The following is a 19,941-nucleotide window of genomic DNA, read 5'->3' as shown; positions in this document are numbered from 1 at the left end:
TTATGTCTACAACATTACTTACTATTTATGTATTAATTTGGCCTGTGATTGCCTTTGGTGTATTTGTTATTTTACTTTGCTCACTTATAAAAGATCTTAAAAATGCGAAACAAAAAGGCAAAAACTTAGTGTAAAGCATGCACTTTACACGCAAACTAGGGCAAGCATTTAACTTGCCCTTTTTTATTGCGTTAAGCACTTAGTTATAAACACTTTAACGCTAGCACTATTTTAACAGCGCACTCATTGAGCAAGTGGCTAAGTAAACAGCAGGCAGATTAAACTTGTTATATTACTGCCATTGGTACACACGCATATTCACTCGCTCATTTTTAAATGCAATGCCTTCTAATAACAGTTTTTGTCGTTGCTCTTGATATTTATTACTGCCTATAGGAAACGATATTTTACCTTGGCTGCTTACTACTCTATGCCAAGGTATTGTTGAGTCGTTGGGCATTAGCTTTAATAACCGCCCCACTAAACGCGCATTTTGCGGGTACCCCGCAATAGCGGCTACTTGCCCATAACTTGCAACTTGCCCTTTAGGAATGCTACCAATAACGGTATAAATAAGCGTTTCTTTATCAATTTCCATGTTTTTTCAAATACGCCTGGCTAAGTTGAGTAAACTGCTGCCAAATAGTACGTGCTACTGGCCCATGATGGCTAGAGTGCTGCCTAAAAACGCGAATTTGCGTGCTAAATTCATGCTCGCGATCAGTTATGGTGACTTTTTGTAATAACCCCGATTTAATTTCTTCAGCGCAATGCTCTAAGCTGATCATAGCCCAACCAGCGCCCGATAATAAAAACGATTTTAAGCTCGATATATCGTCAATTTTCATCATTGCTGGGCCTTTAGAATAAGACAACCTATCACTGTCTATACTCAGGCCGCTTTCAAACATGGCTAAACACGGGTACGACTGTAATTCACTGTAGCTAAGTATGTTAGGTATAATATTTTTTGCGCTAACAATACCAATGTCGAGCTTGCCTATGGGCAAGCTTTCTAAATCGCCGGTAGCATGAAACAAGTCAAACCAAGGGCCTATGCCAAGCTCTGCTTGGCCATTATTAACTTGCTCCAACGAAATAAAGCGTTTACCACTGGTTAAACTAAACTCAGTGCTATTAAATACTCTAAAAGTATTACTTATGATCTCATTGTAGCTTTGCACATGGCATATTTGTTCATAACAAATTCTAAATTGCGCTTCATTGCCTAGTGCTAGCTCTTTTGCAAGTTGTGCAAGCTCTTCGTTGTTATTGAGTAGTTGTTTCGCTTGGCGGTGAAAAATCCGCCCTTTTTCGGTTAATTGTAAACGGTATTGCGAACGGTCGAGTAGCGCAAAGCCTATTTTTGCCTCTAAACTTTTAATTGCTAACGTAAGCGCTGGCTGCGTTTTGTGTAGTTTAAGTGCCGCTGCACTTAAGCTTGCGCTTTGTACAATGGCGTCTAATATTTGTAGCTGGTTGAGTTTCATAGCACTGCCAATAACAACATAAGTAAAACTTATTGAGTTTTTAAAATTTAATGAATTTTATTTTATATGTTTGCGGAGTATGCTGCACTGACTTTATTTAGCTTTTAATTTTCATGGAGAAAATATGCACCTCTTACGTCTATGTGTAGTAACGACGACTTTACTTGGTTTAATAGCCTGCTCTGAGCCTGAGCCGCAAGTAAAAGAAGAGCCAATACGCCCGGTAAAGTTATTTAATATTGGTCACGATTCGCAAGTTAACATTCGCAGTTTTCCTGGTGAAGTAGTTGCAAATCAAGGCTCTTACCTTGCATTTAGAGTAAGTGGTGAGCTGGTTGAGTTTCCGGTATTAGCGGGTCAGCATGTAAAAAAAGGACAACTATTAGCTAAGTTAGACCCTGAAGATTTTCAGCTGCAATATAATGAGCGTAAAGCCCGCTATGAGCTGGCTAAATCACAATTAGGGCGCATTGAACAACTTTTCGAAAAACGCATTACCAGCCAATCAGAGCTTGATCAGGCTATTGCTAACAAGCAAGTTGCCGAATCGGCCTTTAAAATTGCACAAACGAATGTGGAATATAGCCAACTTAGAGCGCCGTTTGCGGGCACGATTGCTAAAGTATTTGTAAAAAACTTTGAAAGCGTACAAGCAAAGCAAAATATACTGCGTTTAGAAACCCGCGATTTAATGGATGTTGAAATTCAAGTACCTGAAAGAATTGTGGCGCGCTTTATTAAAGGAACTCAATACCAACCAACGGTTATTTTTGACGGCTATCACGATAAAAAATACACACTCACACTTAAGGAGTGGGACACCCAAGCAGATCCTGCCACATTAACGTATAAAGTTGTGTTTTCGCTGCCAGTGCCAGAAGATTTTAACTTACTTGCCGGTATGACTGGCCGCGTACTTATCGATTTAAGTAAAGTAACGCAATCACAAACCGCTTACACTATTTTGCCCAACGAGGCGGTGTTTTCTGATCCGCAGCAATCTATTAATAACAACGCTTATGTATGGTTATATAACGAGCAAACCGGCCAAATACATAAACAAGCAGTAAAAGTGGGCCAATTACACCGCGATGGCATTGAAGTACTCAGTGGGATTACAGAAGGACAGCAAATTGTTTCTGCCGGTGTACATTCACTAAAAGAAGGCATGCAAGTACGCCCGTGGAATAAAGAGCGAGGCCTGTAATTATGAGCTTTGCACAACTATCTATAGAGAAAAAAGTTATTAGTTGGATGTTTACTCTATTGCTACTTATTGGCGGTGGTGTTTCTTACTTTGACTTAGGGCAATTAGAAGATCCTGAATTTACGTTAAAAAAAGCCATGGTTATCACCATGTATCCTGGCGCGTCGCCACAGCAAGTAGAGGAAGAAGTTACTTTCCCTATCGAAAATGCGATTCAGCAATTACCTTACGTTGATTACGTTACCTCTATTTCGTCAAATGGTAAGTCGCAAATTACCGTAGAAATGAAAAGTAACTATCGAAAACAAGAGCTAAGACAAATTTGGGATGAAATGCGGCGTAAAATTAACGACCTCAATCCATCTTTGCCCAGTGGTGTATACGCCAGTAAAATTATTGATGACTTTGCTGATGTTTACGGCGTAATGTATTCCGTAACCGGCGATGGCTATTCGTATGACGAGCTTAAAGACTACGTAGACTACCTTAAACGCGAACTTGTATTGGTTAAAGGCGTAAGTAAAGTAACTATTGCAGGAGAGCAACAAGCGCAAGTAATGGTTGAAATTTCTACGCAAAAACTTGCTCAATTAGGCATAGCGCCCAGTCATATTTATCAATTATTACAATCGCAAAATACGGTTTCTAACGCGGGTAAAATTAGGGTCGGCAGTGAGTCTATTCGCTTGCACCCTACTGGCGAGTTTAAAGATGTAAAAGAGTTAGAAACCCTGCTTATTTCTAAATCGGGTGCCAGCGAGCTAATTTATTTAGGTGATGTAGCTAAGGTATACCGCGAGTACGCCGAAGTGCCCAGCAATATTATTCGTTACAACCAACAGCAAGCATTGTTAATTGGCGTATCGTTTATGTCGGGCGTTAATGTGGTTGATATAGGTAACGACATTGACGCACACCTTGCGTCATTAGAGTACCAGCGCCCACACGGAATTAAAATTAATGCCGTTTATAATCAACCAAACGAAGTAGAAAAATCGGTAAACGGCTTTATTGTTAGCCTAGTTGAAGCGATTGCCATTGTAATTATAGTGCTATTGCTGTTTATGGGGGTTAAAAGCGGGCTGTTAATTGGTGGTATTTTACTGCTTACCGTTTTAGGTACTTTTATTTTTATGAAGTTATTTGCTATTGATTTGCAAAGAATTTCGTTAGGTGCGCTAATAATCGCACTTGGTATGCTTGTTGATAATGCCATTGTTGTTACCGAAGGCATTTTGATTAACCTCAAACGTGGGCAAACTAAACTAAGAGCCTCTATTAATATTGTTGAACAAACTAAGTGGCCATTACTTGGGGCAACTGTGATTGCTATTACTGCATTTGCGCCGATCGGTTTAAGCTCCGATGCCAGCGGTGAGTTTGCCGGTAGTTTATTTTGGGTATTGCTAATCTCCCTTTTATTAAGCTGGATCACTGCCATTACCCTCACACCATTTTTTGCCAATTTAATGTTTAAAGAAACGCAATTAAACGCTGATGGCGAGCAACAGTATGACGACCCATATCAAGGTTTTATATTTACCAGTTACAAAGCCAGTTTAAACCTTGCTATGCGCTTTAGAAAAAGTACCTTAGTTTTAATGTTAGTACTGCTGTGCAGTGCTGTTGTTGGTTTTGGCGCTGTAAAACAATCATTTTTTCCGGCATCTAATACGCCAATGTTTTATGTAGATTATTGGCAAGAACAAGGCGCTGATATTCGCTCAACGCTTGAGGGGATTAAAAAGTTAGAAGCATTTTTACAGCAAAACCCGCTCGTTACTGAAATAACCAGTACTGTAGGCCAAGGTGCTCCGCGCTTTATGCTTACTTATGCACCTGAAAAGTCATACCCTGCGTACGGGCAATTGATTATTCGTGTAACTGACCGCGAAGCGGTTGCTACTGTTATGCAAAAAGTACGAGATTTCGCACAGCACAATCCGGTTGCCGCACAGCTTAAAGTTAAACCTATGGAAATAGGCCCTTCAACAGATGCAAAAATAGAAGCGCGTTTTTCTGGCCCAGATCCAGTTGTACTTAGAAAACTATCTGCTCAAGCCAAACATATCATAGCGCAAGATACAGGTTCGCATAATATTCGTGATGATTGGCGGGCACGTACCAAAATGATCCGCCCACAGTTTAACGAACAAAAAGCGCGTCGTTTAGGTATTAGTAAATCAGACCTTGATCAAGTATTGCTTACTAACTTGTCGGGTAAGCAAGTAGGTGTATATCGTGATGGCACCCAATTACTGCCTATTATTGCGCGCTCTCCTGCTAACGAGCGCTTAAACGTAGAAAGTGTACACGACCTACAAATTTTCAGCCCAGTATTGGGGGTGTTTATACCGGTTACTCAAGTTGTTGATGAGTTTGTAGTTGAATGGGAAGACAGCTTGATTATGCGCCGCGATCGTAAGCGCACTATTACCGTTATGGCTGACCATGATGTACTAAGTGACGAAACGCCGGCTAAACTATTTGCACGCATTCGCACCGATATCGAAAACATTGAGCTGCCACGCGGTTACGAAATGCAATGGGGTGGCGAATACGAGTCATCGAGTAAAGCTAAAAAAGCTATCTTTGGCTCATTGCCGATTGGTTACTTAGCTATGTTTGCAATTACAGTATTGCTGTTTAACTCTGTTAAGCAGCCTTTAGTTATTTGGGCTACTGTACCACTGGCAATTATTGGGGTAAGCGCTGGGCTATTGGTCATGAATGCGCCGTTTAGCTTTATGGCATTATTAGGATTACTAAGCTTAAGCGGTATGTTAATAAAAAATGGCATAGTATTAGTGGATCAAATAAATCTTGAGTTATCTGAAGGTAAAGCGCCATACCAGGCGGTATTTGATTCAGGAGTAAGCCGTGTACGCCCTGTTGCTATGGCAGCAATAACCACTATATTGGGGATGATCCCACTATTATTTGATGTGTTTTTTCAATCAATGGCGGTTACTATTATGTTTGGCTTAGGTTTTGCTACCATATTAACTTTAATTGTAGTGCCTGTGCTTTATACCATTATATATAAAATTGAATATCAGCCACTTAAAACTCGAATTAAATAAAGCAAATAAGCTTTTAGTATATTAATAAACGCAGCTAAAGCTGCGTTTATTTTATATACCACTTTATACCTGCCTTATAACTGCCTACTCTTAACAATAAAGTACCATTGTGATTATGCCGCTCAAAAACATCGTTTTTCTTATATTTTATATACATACAAACATTTTAAATATCTGGTATTTTGTTTTAATAATGCTAATGTAACTTTAATGTTAATCATTTTAAGGACATGAGAAAATAATGAGACTATCCCTAACTCAATCAGCAGCAAGTATATTGTATTTAGGTTTTATCCAATTTTTTCTTGTTGTTGCATTTTTGGGGGCTTTAGAAAGTGTTGTTGTTACGCAAAGCTTAATGCCGGTTATTTCTCTGCAACTTTCTTTGACTGCGTTAGGCTTAGCTATTTTATTGGCTTTTTTACCTAAGGTTTTACCTACAAAAAAAATTAAATATCTCATACCTATATTACTCATTACCGGCGCTATATTGTTTATTAACTTTGAGCTAAGTTTGTGGCGACACGATAGCAGTAGCTGGTTTTGGGACAGCCATAACCCTTTTATCTCATCTTTTAGTGCTGTAATGGTATTTGTGTTTTTTTTAGCTTTAATTATAAAAATTAAAAACCCAATTACTACCGTTAAAGGTTCTATAACCGCTAAAGTAATTACGTTTTTTGCTATTTTTATTGGCATAACACTTTGGCAAGTTACCGCAGTTAAAACGGTAACTAATGTAGCTGTAGATGCACAAAATAAAATTAAATTTGTTGAAACTATACTCAATAAAAACCTCGAAAGTCATATCACATCACTTACTCGCATAAAAACACGTTTAGAAGCAGTGAATGCCGACGACTTTATAAAAATGGCTAATATAGACTTAAAAATTTATACCCAAGACTTTGAAATTATTAGCAGTATGCTTCTTCTCGATGAAAATTTGAATTATATAAACGGTACAACATACTCTAAGCAATTTACTAATGACGGATTAATTGCAACCAGCCCTATTACTAACTGGTTAAAAGCAGCTGAAAATAAAGTGAGATTTGCGGCTAACTCTGCAACCTTAGATACAGATACGCCCATTATAATGTTCTCAATTCCGATAACGGCAAGCAATGGTAAAAAATACCAAGTGCTGGCACTGTTAAATTTAAACTTGTTAATTGAAAACAGATACATAGATTATCTCAGCTCGTTTGATACTTTTATTGAGTTAACACCTAAAATTTATTTCGCAATCGACAAAAACCAAAAAAATGTTCAAGACTTAAATAGCTTATTAAGCCGTTATAGCAAGCATTATATAGTTAACGAAATTGTTGTAAGAGAGGTAATTAAGCACAACGTTTATAGCTTTATTAAAGACTATTCAAAGCTTAAAGAAGCGGCACAAATTGAGCAAATGATAATATGGCTTACTTTTGCGTTTATTTATATTTTGATCTTAGCCATTGACTCTACTTTTTTGCTCAGACAACAGTCTATTGTGTTACATAAAATGGCTAAATACGACGAGTTAACCGGCCTGCTACGCCGTGATGCATTAAATGCAGAAATAGAGGCTAAGCAGGTTAACTGTGTGGATGTAAATTGCGCGATGGTGTTTTTTAATTTAGATGGCTTTAGCGCAGTAAACAATAGTTTGGGCCATAAATTAGGTGACATGGCTTTGCAATTAGTCGCTAAAAGGCTTAAAAAAAATGCAGTTGCAGCGGATTCCATAGCGCGTTTTGGCAATGATGAGTTTGTATTGCATTACTGTAATATATCTAAGCAGCAGCTATCGGATGAAATTACACTCGTAATAAAATCGCTAGCCGATATATATAACTTAGGTGAAGTTGATATCCACCTTACTGTGAGTGTTGGCATAGCCATGTCTAATGGAGAGGTCATTAGCCCTGCATTACTACTACAACAAGCTGATATAGCAATGGATAACGCTAAAGCTTTAGGCGGCAATCAATTTTGTTTTTACCATAAGCTTATGGATGAGAGCCATAATTTTATGGTTACAATTAGAAGTGAGCTACAAAAAGCGATTAAAAAAGAGGAGTTAGAGGTTTATTATCAACCCATTTATAACTTAACTACTCAATGTATTGTTGCTGTAGAAGCTTTAGTTCGCTGGAAAAATAATGGCAGTTATATTTCTCCTGCTGTTTTTATTCCTATTGCTGAACAAACAGGGCAAATATTACAAGTGGGCGAACAAGTCCTCACTCAAGTGCTAAACGATATGAGTACCATAGCTGAATTACAAAATATTTGTGTTGCGGTTAACTTTTCACCGCAACAAATACAACAGCGAAACTTTACCGAAAAGCTTTATAAGTTAACGTCTGAAAAAAACATACTGCCTAAGTTGCTCACCATCGAAGTGACCGAAATGATTATGTCAGAAAAAGGCGCTATTGAAGAAGTGCTTAAGGCACTGATGAATAAAGGTTTTAATGTAGCAATTGATGACTTTGGGACGGGTTACTCAAGCTTGTCTTATTTATCGCGTCAGCCGGCAAATATAATAAAAATAGATCGTGAGTTTACCATTGGCGCCGAATTAGCTGGGCAAAAAAGAGCATTGCTAGAAGGCATTATTAATATTTGCACGCAGTTAAATAAAACAGTGGTAGTAGAGGGTGTAGAAAGTCCTGAGCTGATCGGTTATTTATCTAAGTTTAACAACATTAGAATACAAGGCTTTTATTACTGTAAACCTATGCCTCTGGATAAACTTATAGAATATATACATAGCAACAAATAGCGATTTTGATAATAAATTATTAAAATCGCAGGTTAATTAAGTTGTTGTACTGTACCTAATGTTATATCGCTTTATTTTTTAAGGCTCAATATTCCTTTTGAGTCGGATGATTTATTTGCTTTTATACTTTTAGGTTTACCAACATAAGTGGTTGAGCGCTTTTGATAAGGCGTTTTACTACGCTCTTTTTTACGTTCTTCAGTGCACTCACCTTGATTAAAACGTTTAGGGTTTTCGCCCTGAAAATCACGTTTTTTATCACTTGTTTTTTGCGGCTTAGCTACAGCTTGCGGGCTTTGTTGCTGTAAAGCGTTTGCTTCATCGTATACTGAATGCTCTTGGGTTTTTCCTGAGTCAGAAATAGAGTTGTTTATAATCGCCATTTCTTGTTCAGTTAAGTGACGCCATTGCCCTACTTTTAAACCTTTAAGCGTCACATTCATAATACGTACGCGTTTGAGTGTGACCACTTCATAACCTAAATATTCACACATTCTACGTATTTGACGATTTAACCCTTGGGTTAAAATAATAGTAAACTGCTGCGCACCGGTTTGGGTTACTTTACATTTTTTAGTGATGGTATCGAGTATGGGCACACCATTACCCATTTTAGCTACAAACTGACGGTTTAATGGTTTATCTACAGTAACTACATATTCTTTTTCGTGATTATTGCCAGCGCGCAAAATTTTATTAACAATGTCGCCTTCGTTAGTTAAAAATATTAGCCCTTCAGATGGGCGATCTAAGCGCCCTATTGGAAAGATCCTATCGGGGTAATTAACTGCTTTAACAATATTACTTTGAATTTTTCGCTCTGTAGTACAGGTAATACCAACGGGTTTGTTATAGGCAATATAAACGCGTTTAGGGATTGCTTTAAGTGTTTTGCCATCTACCAATACAACATCAGTAGATGAAACTTTTACGCCCATTTCCGGGCGAATACCATTAACAGTAACACGACCGTCTTCAATATATTTATCAGCCTCGCGTCGCGAACAAAAGCCAGTATCGCTAATAAATTTATTTAATCGTTTTAAGTCTGTCATGGAAGCAATTCACCTTAATTTTAAAGGCTGCTAGTTTAAACCACCCACAATAATTTTTCGCCCTTAATTTAACCTTTGTAGCCGTTTAAGCAGTGATTTTTGCGTAGGTTAATTTTCGCCATATGTATTCTAAAGGGCCTTGTTGAAAATAGCGGCTATAAATGGCGGTAATAATAAGCTGAATAACGATTAGTAAGGTAGCAACTAAACAATAGTCAATACGATTAAAACTGAGCGTCCACTGCTTAAAAAACACTTTAAACAACACAAGTTGCATTAACGTTTGGCTTATATATAAACTAAATGCTAAACGCCCTACTTGTTGAATTAATTTTCCTGTGTTGGCATTGTTACTACACAACTTAACTGCAATATGAATATAAATAACCGCCATACATAATGCTGCCACACTGTTAATTAATTCTTGCAGCGCATAAAATACACCACTGCTATATTGCTCTGTAGTTAGCCGTAAACTGGTAAATAGTAGCGCACTACTAATTACTAAAATGAGTTGCTTTGCCGATAAGCCACTAGCAAACACCTGTTGCTTATACAGATATATACCTAATAACATTAGCGCTGTCGTTACCCACATAGTAAGTATAGGCACCATAAACACCATTAAGGCGTTCATAGTTATGTTAGATAACAAGTGATCGCCATATGATTGAAAGTATTGGCTATACAAAGCATTAAACTCTGGCGAATCACGGTATATTAATGTCTCTGGTACGCTATACATAACTAAAGCGGTTGCCAAACCCGAGAGTAGAATAAACCCATAGGCGTGCTTTAAAAGTTGCTCATTGGTACTGCTTAAGTACCTTATAGCAAGCAACCCCGACACCCCATACAAAAACAAAATATCGCCGGCCCAAAGTAAAAAACCATGTAATAAACCAAAAACTAGTAACCAATATAGGCGGCTTTTAAGTGGTAAAACCAAGTTATAGCGTTGCCATTGTATGTATAAACCCGCCCCAAACAGTATGCTAAATATGCTCCTAAAACGCCCCTCTATAAATATTAGGTTTAATGTTTGAATCAGGCTATCGCTGCTTGGTGGGGTTGTTAGGGGCGTATAACCGAGTTCGAATACTCCAAAGGTGTATATATTCATAAACACCAAGCCAAGTACGGCAATACCACGAATGAAGTCTAAATTATAATTACGCATTACCTATTCCATTACGTGATATTTTTATAGCTATCGGCCCAGTCTACCGCTTGTTTATAAATGTTAGGTAGTAATTTACTATCTATATTTATTAATAAAACGGCCTGCTCTAATGCCCACCAGCTTCCTGATTCATATGCTTTTACGGTTTCAACAATATAATGTAAGGTGTTTTTTTCACCCTGTAACGCTGCTTTAATGTCATCTGGAAATGGTAGTTTATTAACTAATAAACTCATAGGTTGATCTAATATGGCATCGAGTAACGAAAACAGCCCGGTTAAAAAGGCTTCACCTTTTTGCTGTTTACTTATTTGCGCGGCAATTAGTTCGCAAAAGCGAGCACGGACTACGCACATTTTCATTAATTCGGCAGGCTTAGACTTAACTGTATAAGCAGTAACGATCAAACTTACAAACTTTTTTAACCGTTCCTGACCTAAGTATACTAATGCTTGTTTAAGGGAAGATATTTGGCTTTTAATAGGAAACACACCACTATTAATTAAGCGTAATAGTTTGTATGCCAGCGCAGCATCAAGCTCAAATAAACCAGAAATTACGCTTATATCTGGATTGGGTTTCATAACTTCTGCATAAATTGCAATTACTAGCGCGTAATTATAGTCAATATCGTTTTGTTTAAGCATGGTTGGCTTTGCAAAATAATAACCTTGAAAGTAATCAAAGCCCATTTTATAGGCAAGTTCAAACTCCTCGGGCGTTTCTATTTTTTCGGCAAGTATTTTTATTCTTTTATGTTTTTTTAGTTTTTTAACAACCTGGGCAATTTCCGGTAATGGGGTTTGACGTATATCAAACTTAATCAGATTTACCAGCTTTAAAAATCGCTCCCACTGTGGGGTGTACACAAAATCATCTAACGCTAGTTTATAATTACTATGAAATAAATCACGGCATAACTCATAATTATCGTCTGTGGGCTCTATGGTTTCGAGTAACTCAATCACCACATCTTTACAGGGTAAAAATGCACATAAATCGAGCTTTAACGACTCTGGGCCTATATTAATCAGCGCTTTTTTACCTGACGTTATATGGCGGGTTCCTAAGTTAAGCTGATTTTCCATGATCAACCTTGCCGTTGCTTGGCCATCAGATATTTCTGGAAAATAGTTTTTATCACTATCACGAAATAATAGCTCATAAGCAACCACATTCTGGCGACGATTTAATATTGCTTGCCTTGCAACAAATACAGACACATTACCTACTTCTTAGTTTTTATACAGTACTTAGCTATTAATAGCGTAATCAGCAATAATTGTCACTTTTCTTCGACAAAATCATGTTAATTAACCTATTTAGTTTAAAATACATGCAATTTTAAGCAACCGTTAATAAACGCTACAAGATAAGTCTTTAGTTCTCTTCTACCATCAGCGATAATAACGATATATTAATTAACATTCTGAAATATATTAATTTGATGTTGAAAAAAAGCATTCTACTTTCTATTGCTGCTCTGTTTATTTTTAGTGCCACATATATAGGCTCTGCTATTTATACCTTGTATAGCAAAAAAATGATTTCTGTTGACCCTAGGCTCAAAGAAGTATCTGGTATTGAGTATGATAAGCATAAACGCTTATGGGCTATTAACGATAGCGGCGACGAGCCTAAACTTTACCGACTCAATGATGATGGCTCAATTGCTAAAGAAATATTAGTGACTAACGCTAAAAATAAAGATTGGGAAGATATGACCCAAAATAAATTTGGTCACTTTTTTTTAGGTGATTTTGGTAATAACACCAATGAGCGCCGCTGGCTTACTATTTATAAAATAGAAAACCCCATTGATATTAAAACCGATACCACCGAAGCTGAAATAATTAAGTTTACCTACCCCGAGTTAGACGGTACACCGGTTGCTCCAGATAACCGCAATTATGACTTAGAGGCGTTTGTAGCATTAGGTAGGCACTTATATTTATTTACCAAAAATCGTACTGAACCCTTTGATGGCATTACAAATGTATATAAAGTGGGTGATCATGCGGCTAATTTTAACGCAGAACTAATCGACTCATTTAAAACCTGCACCACCATGGAAAAGCTCTGCTGGATAACCTCTGCTGCACTGAGCCCTGATCGGAAAAAACTAGTGTTATTAGACTCAACTAGCCTTTGGTTATTTGAGAATTTTAAAGGGGATAAGTTTTTCTCTGGTGATGTATCGCGAATAGACCTAGGCATTGTTACCCAAAAAGAAGCGGTTACTTTTTACGACGACAACACCATAGTATTTACCGATGAAGAATTTAAAGGTATCGGCGGTAATGCCTATGTTATAAAACTCGACGAAGCCAAAAAGCAAATCATTAGAAAAGCCCCTTTAAAACCATAATAACTAATGGTGCTTAATGTATTACTTTAAAGTGCTGAGCTTGTAGCTCAGCAAAATAAATATCAATAAAAAAGGCTCTAGCCTTCTTCTTCTACCAGCGACTCTAGTAGGTCGTGTATTTCTGCTTTAAGCTCTTTATCCGAAATTTTATTAGCGCTGATTTTAGCATCTTGAAGGTTTTTAATTGCAGCCTCTTTTTGGCCTAATTCTAGCTGCAAAGTTGCCATAGAGAATGCAACCGACGACATATGATCTTTAGAGTTAATGGCTATCGATTTTTTTAAGGCTTTTTCGTAGCCTTCAATTGCTTCTTCTAACTCTTCGGTAAAATCAGCCAGCGTTTCCCATTGTACAGGGTGATCTTTGCTGGTGTTTTCGTTTTCAATACAAATTGCTTTAAGCTGCGCGTAAAGTGACTCGAATTTTTTTGTATCGTTTTTATTTGCAGCCGCCATTAGCTCTTCAGCTAAGTCGTGTACTGCTTTATATACTTTGGTGTTCATCATTGCTAATTACCTTTTGCTACCACTAAATAGTGGGTAAATTAATCATTCTCTCTTTAATAAACTTATTTTAGCAAATTAAGAAATATAAGCTGCAATGAAGTGCACTTTATCAAGATTAATACCAATACCATTGATTAAGAGAGCTATTTAAATGACGAGAAAGCCACTAAATTATTAGTGACAAGTTTAACGCATTTACCCGAGCAAAAGATAAGTAATTAAAATATTACGAACTTACGCAGTCAATAAACTTTTCTGCGACTAAGCTAACCGGTGTTTTTTTATCGTAAAATGCTGCGTTATGCGCCGTTAAAAACTGTGCGCATTTTGCTTTTGATTGATGAAACTTGAGTTTGCAAGAGTCAACCGTTTTCCCTAAAACCTGCTGATAAACTGCATCATCGCACATTGAAAGTGCAAATTGTGAAGCTCCAGCAATAATTTCATCTATGCTCACTGAATCTGGGGCCGAATCTGAGCCTAGTTTATAAAATAAATCGCTATACTCTTTAACTTCAATAGTTTTGTTCGCATTAAAAATGGCGGCATGAACACTAAGGTAATAGCCACTCGTTATTATTAATAAAACAATGATGGTTATAATAACTTTCACAATTTGTCCTTATTATGTCAGCAGATTGCTGATTCCTTGGCAGTGCGGCTAATGAAATAAACTACCCAATGTACTGTAAATTGATTGCTATTAATTGAATTAAAAAGGGAGAGTAAAATTCAACTTTCCTGAGTTTATTTAAACAGTCCTTGTTTACAAAGTACAAGCTAATAGTATCCACTTTCATGACATTAGAGCTTGCACTCTATGCAATAACTTTATTATAAATTGCTTGGTATATCAATGCGTAATCGCTACCTGTTTACATTTTTATACAACAAACCTAGCGTTTAAATTTGGTTTCTAAAATAACAGATGAAGTAGTGCGTTCTACACCATCTAAGTTGCCAATATCATCGAGTAAGTGGCTAAGTTGTTCTAAGTTTTGTGCTTGCACAACTGCAATTAAGTCAAACTCGCCACTAATAGCATAAAGCTGCGATATAGCATTAATTTGCTTTAGCTCTAAATTGGTTTTTGTCGTCAGTTTTTGCCTTACTTTAATAGACACATGAGCGGCTACCATACTATTTAAAAAGTCATCGCCGTAATCAACGCTATAACCTTTAATTACGCCACTTTCCTCTAGCTTTAACATGCGGCTTTGTACAGTTGAGCGTGATAAATTAAGGTGCCTAGCTAAATCTGAAATACTCGCTCTGGCATTGGTTTTTAAAATAGATAATAGCTTTTCGTCTTGTGGAGTTATCATAATGCACAAACCCTTCGTTAATTTGACTTTTATTCTAATCATTTTTCACAAAATAGCACTGCAAATTTCATTCACAACCTTCGATAATGACACTTATAACAAAAAACACAGTGTTTACTGAAGAATACAGGCTAAGTTCTTCTTTGTTTTAGCAACACTTTTTTAAGTAGCCACATAATTTAGGTGTAAAAATGCAAGTAACTAGAGACTTATTTAACGATGTAATGGTGCCAAACTACAATCCTTCAGCAGTTATTCCGGTGCGCGGCGTAGGTTCGCGTGTATGGGATCAAGATAATAACGAGTTTATTGATTTTGCCGGTGGTATTGCGGTTAACTGTTTGGGCCATTGTCATCCGGCTTTAGTTAATGCACTAAAAGAGCAAGGTGAAAAAATTTGGCATTTATCAAACGTAATGACCAATGAGCCTGCTTTGCGTTTAGCTAAAAAAATGGTTGATGCTACATTTGCTGAAAAAGTGTACTTTGCCAACTCAGGTGCCGAAGCTAACGAAGCAGCGCTAAAATTAGCGCGTCGTTTTGCCCTAGACGTACACGGCGCTGAAAAAACGCAAATTATTGCTTTTAATAAAGGCTTCCACGGTCGTACCTTTTTTACCGTAACGGTTGGTGGTCAAGCAGCTTATTCAGATGGGTTTGGCCCTAAGCCTGCCGATATTGTGCATTGCGATTTTAACGACATTAGCGCATTTGAAGCCCTTATTAGCGATAAAACCTGTGCGGTAATGATGGAGCCACTACAAGGTGAAGGCGGTATTATTTCACCCACTGACGATTTTGCACACAAAGTACGCGAGCTATGTACTAAGCACAACGCGCTGCTTATTTTTGATGAAGTGCAAACGGGTGTGGGCCGTACTGGCGATTTATACGCGTATCAGGGCTTAAACGTAGTACCTGATATTTTAACTACAGCAAAAGCGTTAGGTGGCGGTTTTCCTATTGGTGCCATGATCACCACCACGGCAATCGCAGCGCATTTAAAAGTAGGCACACATGGCTCTACATACGGTGGAAATCCATTAGCCTGCGCCGTAGCCGAAGCAGCTTTTGATACAGTAAATACCCCTGAAGTGCTTAGCGGCGTAAAAGAGCGCGAACAGCTGTTTCGTGATGGCTTAAATGCAATTAACGAAAAATATAATGTATTTAGTGAAATTCGCGGTAAAGGTTTATTAATTGGTGCAGCACTAAACGACAAGTTTGCTGGGCGTGCGCGCGACTTTTTAATAGCCAGTGCTAACAATGGTTTAATGAACTTAGTAGCGGGTGCAGATGTTATTCGCTTTACTCCATCTTTAGTTATTCCGCTAGAAGATATTAAAGAAGGCCTAGAGCGCTTTGATAAAGCCGTAAGCGATGTAGTTAACGGTTAATAATAGTAAACCAGCACGCCTTTGGGCGTGCTATTGGAGCAAGTAATTAATGCAAGTATTACGTCCTATTACAGCCAACGACTTTGATGCGCTTAAGCAAATAGCAATAGAGTCTGGGCATGGGTTTACCTCTTTACCCGTGGATGACACCCAGCTAAAAGAAAAAATTGACCGCGCTGAAAAAAGCTTTGCTAAAAACATTAATAAACCATTGGACGAGAGCTATTTATTTGTTTTAGAAGACAGTGAAACAGGTAAAGTGATTGGCACAACCGCAATAGAAGCCGCTGTAGGCTTAACTGTGCCGCTATATCATTATCATTTAGGTAAAACAGTGCATCACTCGCCTACACTAAATGTATACAATACAGTTGATATTTTGAGCATGTGTAACGACTACACGGGTTGCTCTGAAATATGCACTTTGTTTTTACGCGAAGACAGCCGTACAGGCTTAACCGGGCGCTTTTTATCACGCTCGCGCTTTTTGTTTATGGCGCAGCACAGCGAACGCTTTGCCGATACCGTCATTGCCGAAATGCGCGGTGTAAGCGACGAGCATGGCCACTCACCATTTTGGCAATGGCTACAAGAGCACTTTTTTAGTATTGAGTTTCCACAAGCTGATCATTTAGTCGGTTTAGGCGACAAGGTATTTATTAGCGAGCTCATGCCTAAGTACCCTATTTACGTAAATTTACTGAGTAAAAAAGCCCAAGCTGTGATCGGTCATGTTCATGAAAAAACCAAACCCGCGCTTAAACTTCTCGAAAAAGAAGGTTTTGAACATCGCGGCTATGTTGACTTATTTGATGCCGGCCCCACTGTAGAAGCCAAGCTAGGTAATATTCGCAGTATTCGCGAGTCTCAAGTGTGCCCTATTACCATAGGTGAACTTGAACATATAACACAAAACAGTTCCGACACGCTCGCTATTTGTAATCATGGTGTGAGTGACTTTAGAGCTACATTTACTAAACACGCGCATTATAATCATGCAAAGCATACGTTAATCATTAGCCAAGCAGTGGCTGATGCACTTAAGTTAAGCCAAGGAGATGCAGCACGATTCTTTCGTCTGTAAATATATATGAATACACAACTTATAAATAACCAATGGCAAGCAGGCCAAGGCCTCGCGTTTGCCTCAATTAATCCAAGCAATGGCGAAACAATTTGGCAAGGTAATGGCGCCAGTGCTGAGCAAGTAAATAGCGCAATAAAAGCCGCAAGAGCAGCGCAGTTACAGTGGGCTGATACCCCGCTTGAGCAGCGCATTACCATACTAGAGAACTTTGCTGCACAACTAAAAGAACACAGCGAAGAGTTTGCCGTTATTATTGCCCAAGAAACCGGGAAGCCTTTATGGGAAACCCGTACTGAAGTAGGCGCGATGACAGGTAAAGTCGCTATTTCGGTAAAAGCATATAATGAGCGTACCGGCACCACAGAAAATCCAATGCCTGGTGCTAAAGCATTTATTAGGCATAAACCGCACGGTGTAGTGGCTATTTTTGGCCCTTATAACTTCCCTGGGCACTTGCCTAACGGGCATATTGTGCCCGCTATTTTAGCGGGTAACACTGTGGTATTTAAACCCTCAGAGCTTACTCCTCATGTAGCACAATTTACTTTATCGCTGTGGTTAAAGGCGGGCTTACCTGCTGGTGTAATTAACCTAGTACAAGGCGAAATTGAAACAGGTAAGGCATTGGCCGCTCACCAAGATATAGATGGCTTATTTTTTACCGGTAGTTCTAATACAGGTCATTTATTACATAAACAGTTTGCTGGCCACCCGGGTAAAATTTTAGCGCTTGAAATGGGCGGCAATAACCCGCTTATAATTAAAGACGTAAACGATGTTAGCGCCGCAGTACACGACATTATTCAGTCGGGCTTTATTACTTCTGGCCAACGCTGTACCTGTGCACGCCGTGTATTTATTGAAAACTCGAGTAATGGCGATGCCATTCTAGCTAAGCTTATTAGCGCCACTAAAAATATTGTAGTTGATGACAGCTTTGCAACAGAGCAGCCATTTATGGGTGCTATGATCAGCGAAAAAGCAGCATTAGGTATGGTGGCTGCGCAAAATGAACTTGTCGCTAAAGGCGCTGAGATTTTAGTTGAACTTAAGCAATTAAAACCAGGTACTGGTTTTGTCAGCCCAGGTATTATCGATGTGACTAATGTTAATGATATGCCAGATGAAGAGCATTTTGGGCCATTAATTAAAATATATCGCTACAGCGATTTTAACAGCGCCATTAATGAAGCAAATAACACCAGCTTTGGTTTATCTGCCGGCTTACTAGCCGATAGCGAACACGATTATAGCCATTTTTTAAAGCGTATTCGTGCTGGCATTGTTAACTGGAATCGCCCCATTACCGGTGCGTCTAGCGCTGCACCATTTGGTGGCATTGGCGCAAGTGGTAATCACAGAGCAAGCGCCTATTACGCTGCCGATTATTGCGCCTACCCGGTAGCTTCTGTTGAATCAGATAAAGTAACTTTACCGCAAACCCTCGCGCCGGGCTTAATAATTGAATAAATACAACTTAACTAGCGTTAAGGTATATAACAAAATTTAAGGATTTATAATGCATACTGATGTAAATACATTATTTGATAACCTATGGCAAAACTACTTAAACGTAACGCCATCGGCAGACAAAATTCATGATCTATTAGGTTCAACGCAAAAAGATGACATTATTAACGATCATATTGCTCTGCGTACCTTTAACATTGAAAAAGTGGGCTTAGAAAAGCTGGCAGCACACTTTTTAGCTTTGGGTTATAAAGAATGTGGTGAGTATCACTTTGAAGCTAAAAAACTATACGCAAAGCACTACGAGCACAGTGATTTAACACAGCCAAAAGTATTTATTTCTGAGTTGTTGGTAGATAAATGCTCTGCTGAGTTACAAGCAATTGTAAATGATATGGTGAGTCAAATTGACGAGGACGCAGTGACCGCCGATAACTTTTTATACTCAGGCACGCACTGGCAAGTAAGTACAGACACTTATAAGCAACTTCTTGCCGAGAGCGAATACGCAGCGTGGATGTCGGCATGGGGTTACCGAGCTAATCACTTTACGGTAAATATTAATACCCTTGATAAATTTGATAACATTGAAGATGTTAACCAAGCGCTAAAAGATGCAGGCTTTACACTTAACAGCTCAGGCGGCGAAGTGAAAGGCTCGCCAGAGGTATTACTTGAGCAATCGTCGACCCTTGCTGATGAGTACTCAGTAAGCTTTAGCGATGGTGAAATGAGCATTCCTAGCTGTTTTTATGAGTTTGCTATTCGCTACCCTAAAGCCGATGGCGAGCTTTACACCGGGTTTGTAGCAGCCTCTGCCGATAAAATTTTTGAAAGTACCAATGCGCGCTAATTAGCCTGCATTTAGTCACTCTTTAAAAAGCCCGTAAAGGGCTTTTTTTATGCCTATTTAACCGGAGCTCTGGTAAAGAGGTTTACTAACGTAATGGCGCTTTCGATTAATTTTACTTATCCATTAGATGATTTAAATTAA

Annotated in this window: 17 protein-coding genes; 9 read left to right on the top strand and 8 right to left on the bottom strand. The window is 38.4% G+C overall.

Annotated features, from left to right (window positions below; genetic code table 11):
* Positions 1-2 precede the first annotated feature (2 nt).
* Positions 3-134 (top strand): putative transporter small subunit, encoded by a 132-nt coding sequence (locus J5X91_RS02080; RefSeq protein ID WP_011330067.1) that lies wholly within the window; start codon positions 3-5, stop codon positions 132-134.
* 158 nt (positions 135-292) lie between these two features.
* Here the strand turns inward: J5X91_RS02080 and J5X91_RS02075 are convergent, their stop codons facing one another.
* Together J5X91_RS02075 and J5X91_RS02070 are read right to left on the bottom strand one after the other, a co-directional pair.
* Positions 293-598 (bottom strand): MGMT family protein, encoded by a 306-nt coding sequence (locus J5X91_RS02075; RefSeq protein ID WP_208833967.1) that lies wholly within the window; start codon positions 596-598, stop codon positions 293-295.
* Positions 588-1,490: a LysR family transcriptional regulator gene (locus J5X91_RS02070; protein ID WP_208833966.1), complete on the bottom strand. Its 903-nt coding sequence runs from the start codon at positions 1,488-1,490 to the stop codon at positions 588-590. Before J5X91_RS02070 ends, J5X91_RS02075 begins: the two co-directional genes overlap by 11 nt.
* 124 nt (positions 1,491-1,614) lie before the next feature.
* Between J5X91_RS02070 and J5X91_RS02065 the strand changes: the two genes are divergently transcribed.
* From J5X91_RS02065 to J5X91_RS02055, 3 genes are all read left to right on the top strand, one after another.
* The gene (locus tag J5X91_RS02065) at positions 1,615-2,697 is read left to right on the top strand and encodes an efflux RND transporter periplasmic adaptor subunit (RefSeq protein WP_208833965.1); all 1,083 of its coding nucleotides are present in this window, start codon (positions 1,615-1,617) and stop codon (positions 2,695-2,697) included.
* 2 nt (positions 2,698-2,699) lie between these two features.
* On the top strand, positions 2,700-5,780 hold the full coding sequence (locus J5X91_RS02060; protein ID WP_208833964.1) for an efflux RND transporter permease subunit: 3,081 nt from the start codon (positions 2,700-2,702) through the stop codon (positions 5,778-5,780).
* A gap of 241 nt (positions 5,781-6,021) precedes the next feature.
* Positions 6,022-8,556 (top strand): bifunctional diguanylate cyclase/phosphodiesterase, encoded by a 2,535-nt coding sequence (locus J5X91_RS02055; RefSeq protein ID WP_208833963.1) that lies wholly within the window; start codon positions 6,022-6,024, stop codon positions 8,554-8,556.
* 71 nt (positions 8,557-8,627) lie between these two features.
* On the opposite strand, the gene rluF is transcribed toward J5X91_RS02055, so the two are convergent.
* From rluF to J5X91_RS02040, 3 genes are all read right to left on the bottom strand, one after another.
* Positions 8,628-9,611 (bottom strand): 23S rRNA pseudouridine(2604) synthase RluF, encoded by a 984-nt coding sequence (rluF, locus tag J5X91_RS02050; protein ID WP_208833962.1) that lies wholly within the window; start codon positions 9,609-9,611, stop codon positions 8,628-8,630.
* Positions 9,612-9,696: 85 nt separating this feature from the next.
* Positions 9,697-10,791 carry a DUF418 domain-containing protein gene (locus J5X91_RS02045; RefSeq protein ID WP_208833961.1) on the bottom strand — a complete coding sequence of 365 codons (1,095 nt, stop codon included), beginning with the start codon at positions 10,789-10,791 and terminating at the stop codon, positions 9,697-9,699.
* A gap of 11 nt (positions 10,792-10,802) precedes the next feature.
* On the bottom strand, positions 10,803-12,017 hold the full coding sequence (locus J5X91_RS02040; protein WP_208833960.1) for an HDOD domain-containing protein: 1,215 nt from the start codon (positions 12,015-12,017) through the stop codon (positions 10,803-10,805).
* Between the two features lie 224 nt (positions 12,018-12,241).
* On the opposite strand from J5X91_RS02040, the gene J5X91_RS02035 reads away from it, so the two are divergent.
* Entirely contained in the window at positions 12,242-13,162 is a 921-nt protein-coding gene (locus J5X91_RS02035) for a hypothetical protein (protein WP_208833959.1), read from the top strand.
* Positions 13,163-13,239: 77 nt separating this feature from the next.
* Here the strand turns inward: J5X91_RS02035 and J5X91_RS02030 are convergent, their stop codons facing one another.
* From J5X91_RS02030 to J5X91_RS02020, 3 genes are all read right to left on the bottom strand, one after another.
* The gene (locus tag J5X91_RS02030; RefSeq protein WP_011330057.1) at positions 13,240-13,668 is read right to left on the bottom strand and encodes a hypothetical protein; all 429 of its coding nucleotides are present in this window, start codon (positions 13,666-13,668) and stop codon (positions 13,240-13,242) included.
* A gap of 226 nt (positions 13,669-13,894) precedes the next feature.
* Positions 13,895-14,281: a hypothetical protein gene (locus tag J5X91_RS02025; protein ID WP_182683617.1), complete on the bottom strand. Its 387-nt coding sequence runs from the start codon at positions 14,279-14,281 to the stop codon at positions 13,895-13,897.
* Between the two features lie 283 nt (positions 14,282-14,564).
* Complete coding sequence (locus J5X91_RS02020; RefSeq protein WP_011330054.1) at positions 14,565-14,993, bottom strand: Lrp/AsnC family transcriptional regulator; 429 nt, start codon at positions 14,991-14,993, stop codon at positions 14,565-14,567.
* Between the two features lie 191 nt (positions 14,994-15,184).
* On the opposite strand from J5X91_RS02020, the gene J5X91_RS02015 reads away from it, so the two are divergent.
* Genes J5X91_RS02015 through J5X91_RS02000 form a run of 4 tightly spaced genes read left to right on the top strand, consistent with a single transcriptional unit; the run spans position 15,185 to position 19,800 of the window.
* Positions 15,185-16,390: an aspartate aminotransferase family protein gene (locus tag J5X91_RS02015; RefSeq protein WP_208833958.1), complete on the top strand. Its 1,206-nt coding sequence runs from the start codon at positions 15,185-15,187 to the stop codon at positions 16,388-16,390.
* Between the two features lie 49 nt (positions 16,391-16,439).
* Positions 16,440-17,474: an arginine N-succinyltransferase gene (gene astA / locus J5X91_RS02010; RefSeq protein WP_011330052.1), complete on the top strand. Its 1,035-nt coding sequence runs from the start codon at positions 16,440-16,442 to the stop codon at positions 17,472-17,474.
* Positions 17,475-17,480: 6 nt separating this feature from the next.
* Positions 17,481-18,947 (top strand): succinylglutamate-semialdehyde dehydrogenase, encoded by a 1,467-nt coding sequence (gene astD, locus J5X91_RS02005; protein WP_208833957.1) that lies wholly within the window; start codon positions 17,481-17,483, stop codon positions 18,945-18,947.
* 49 nt (positions 18,948-18,996) lie between these two features.
* Positions 18,997-19,800, top strand: a complete 804-nt coding sequence (locus tag J5X91_RS02000; RefSeq protein ID WP_179806896.1) for a DUF1338 domain-containing protein — start codon at positions 18,997-18,999, stop codon at positions 19,798-19,800.
* The last annotated feature ends 141 nt before the right edge of the window (positions 19,801-19,941 follow it).

The organism is Pseudoalteromonas sp. K222D (assembly GCF_017653575.1).
Taxonomy (GTDB): domain Bacteria; phylum Pseudomonadota; class Gammaproteobacteria; order Enterobacterales; family Alteromonadaceae; genus Pseudoalteromonas; species Pseudoalteromonas nigrifaciens.
This window is presented reverse-complemented; position numbering and strand designations above follow the sequence as displayed.

Excerpts from the sequence above, each read along its gene's own strand:
- J5X91_RS02070 (WP_208833966.1), bottom strand. The coding sequence starts at position 1,490 with ATGAAACTCAACCAGCTACAAATATTAGACGCCATTGTACAAAGCGCA.
- J5X91_RS02015 (WP_208833958.1), top strand. The coding sequence starts at position 15,185 with ATGCAAGTAACTAGAGACTTATTTAACGATGTAATGGTGCCAAACTAC.
- J5X91_RS02075 (WP_208833967.1), bottom strand. The coding sequence starts at position 598 with ATGGAAATTGATAAAGAAACGCTTATTTATACCGTTATTGGTAGCATT.
- J5X91_RS02065 (WP_208833965.1), top strand. The coding sequence starts at position 1,615 with ATGCACCTCTTACGTCTATGTGTAGTAACGACGACTTTACTTGGTTTA.
- J5X91_RS02055 (WP_208833963.1), top strand. The coding sequence starts at position 6,022 with ATGAGACTATCCCTAACTCAATCAGCAGCAAGTATATTGTATTTAGGT.
- J5X91_RS02060 (WP_208833964.1), top strand. The coding sequence starts at position 2,700 with ATGAGCTTTGCACAACTATCTATAGAGAAAAAAGTTATTAGTTGGATG.
- astD (WP_208833957.1), top strand. The coding sequence starts at position 17,481 with ATGAATACACAACTTATAAATAACCAATGGCAAGCAGGCCAAGGCCTC.
- rluF (WP_208833962.1), bottom strand. The coding sequence starts at position 9,611 with ATGACAGACTTAAAACGATTAAATAAATTTATTAGCGATACTGGCTTT.
- J5X91_RS02045 (WP_208833961.1), bottom strand. The coding sequence starts at position 10,791 with ATGCGTAATTATAATTTAGACTTCATTCGTGGTATTGCCGTACTTGGC.
- J5X91_RS02030 (WP_011330057.1), bottom strand. The coding sequence starts at position 13,668 with ATGATGAACACCAAAGTATATAAAGCAGTACACGACTTAGCTGAAGAG.
- J5X91_RS02000 (WP_179806896.1), top strand. The coding sequence starts at position 18,997 with ATGCATACTGATGTAAATACATTATTTGATAACCTATGGCAAAACTAC.
- J5X91_RS02020 (WP_011330054.1), bottom strand. The coding sequence starts at position 14,993 with ATGATAACTCCACAAGACGAAAAGCTATTATCTATTTTAAAAACCAAT.
- astA (WP_011330052.1), top strand. The coding sequence starts at position 16,440 with ATGCAAGTATTACGTCCTATTACAGCCAACGACTTTGATGCGCTTAAG.
- J5X91_RS02035 (WP_208833959.1), top strand. The coding sequence starts at position 12,242 with ATGTTGAAAAAAAGCATTCTACTTTCTATTGCTGCTCTGTTTATTTTT.
- J5X91_RS02080 (WP_011330067.1), top strand. The coding sequence starts at position 3 with ATGTCTACAACATTACTTACTATTTATGTATTAATTTGGCCTGTGATT.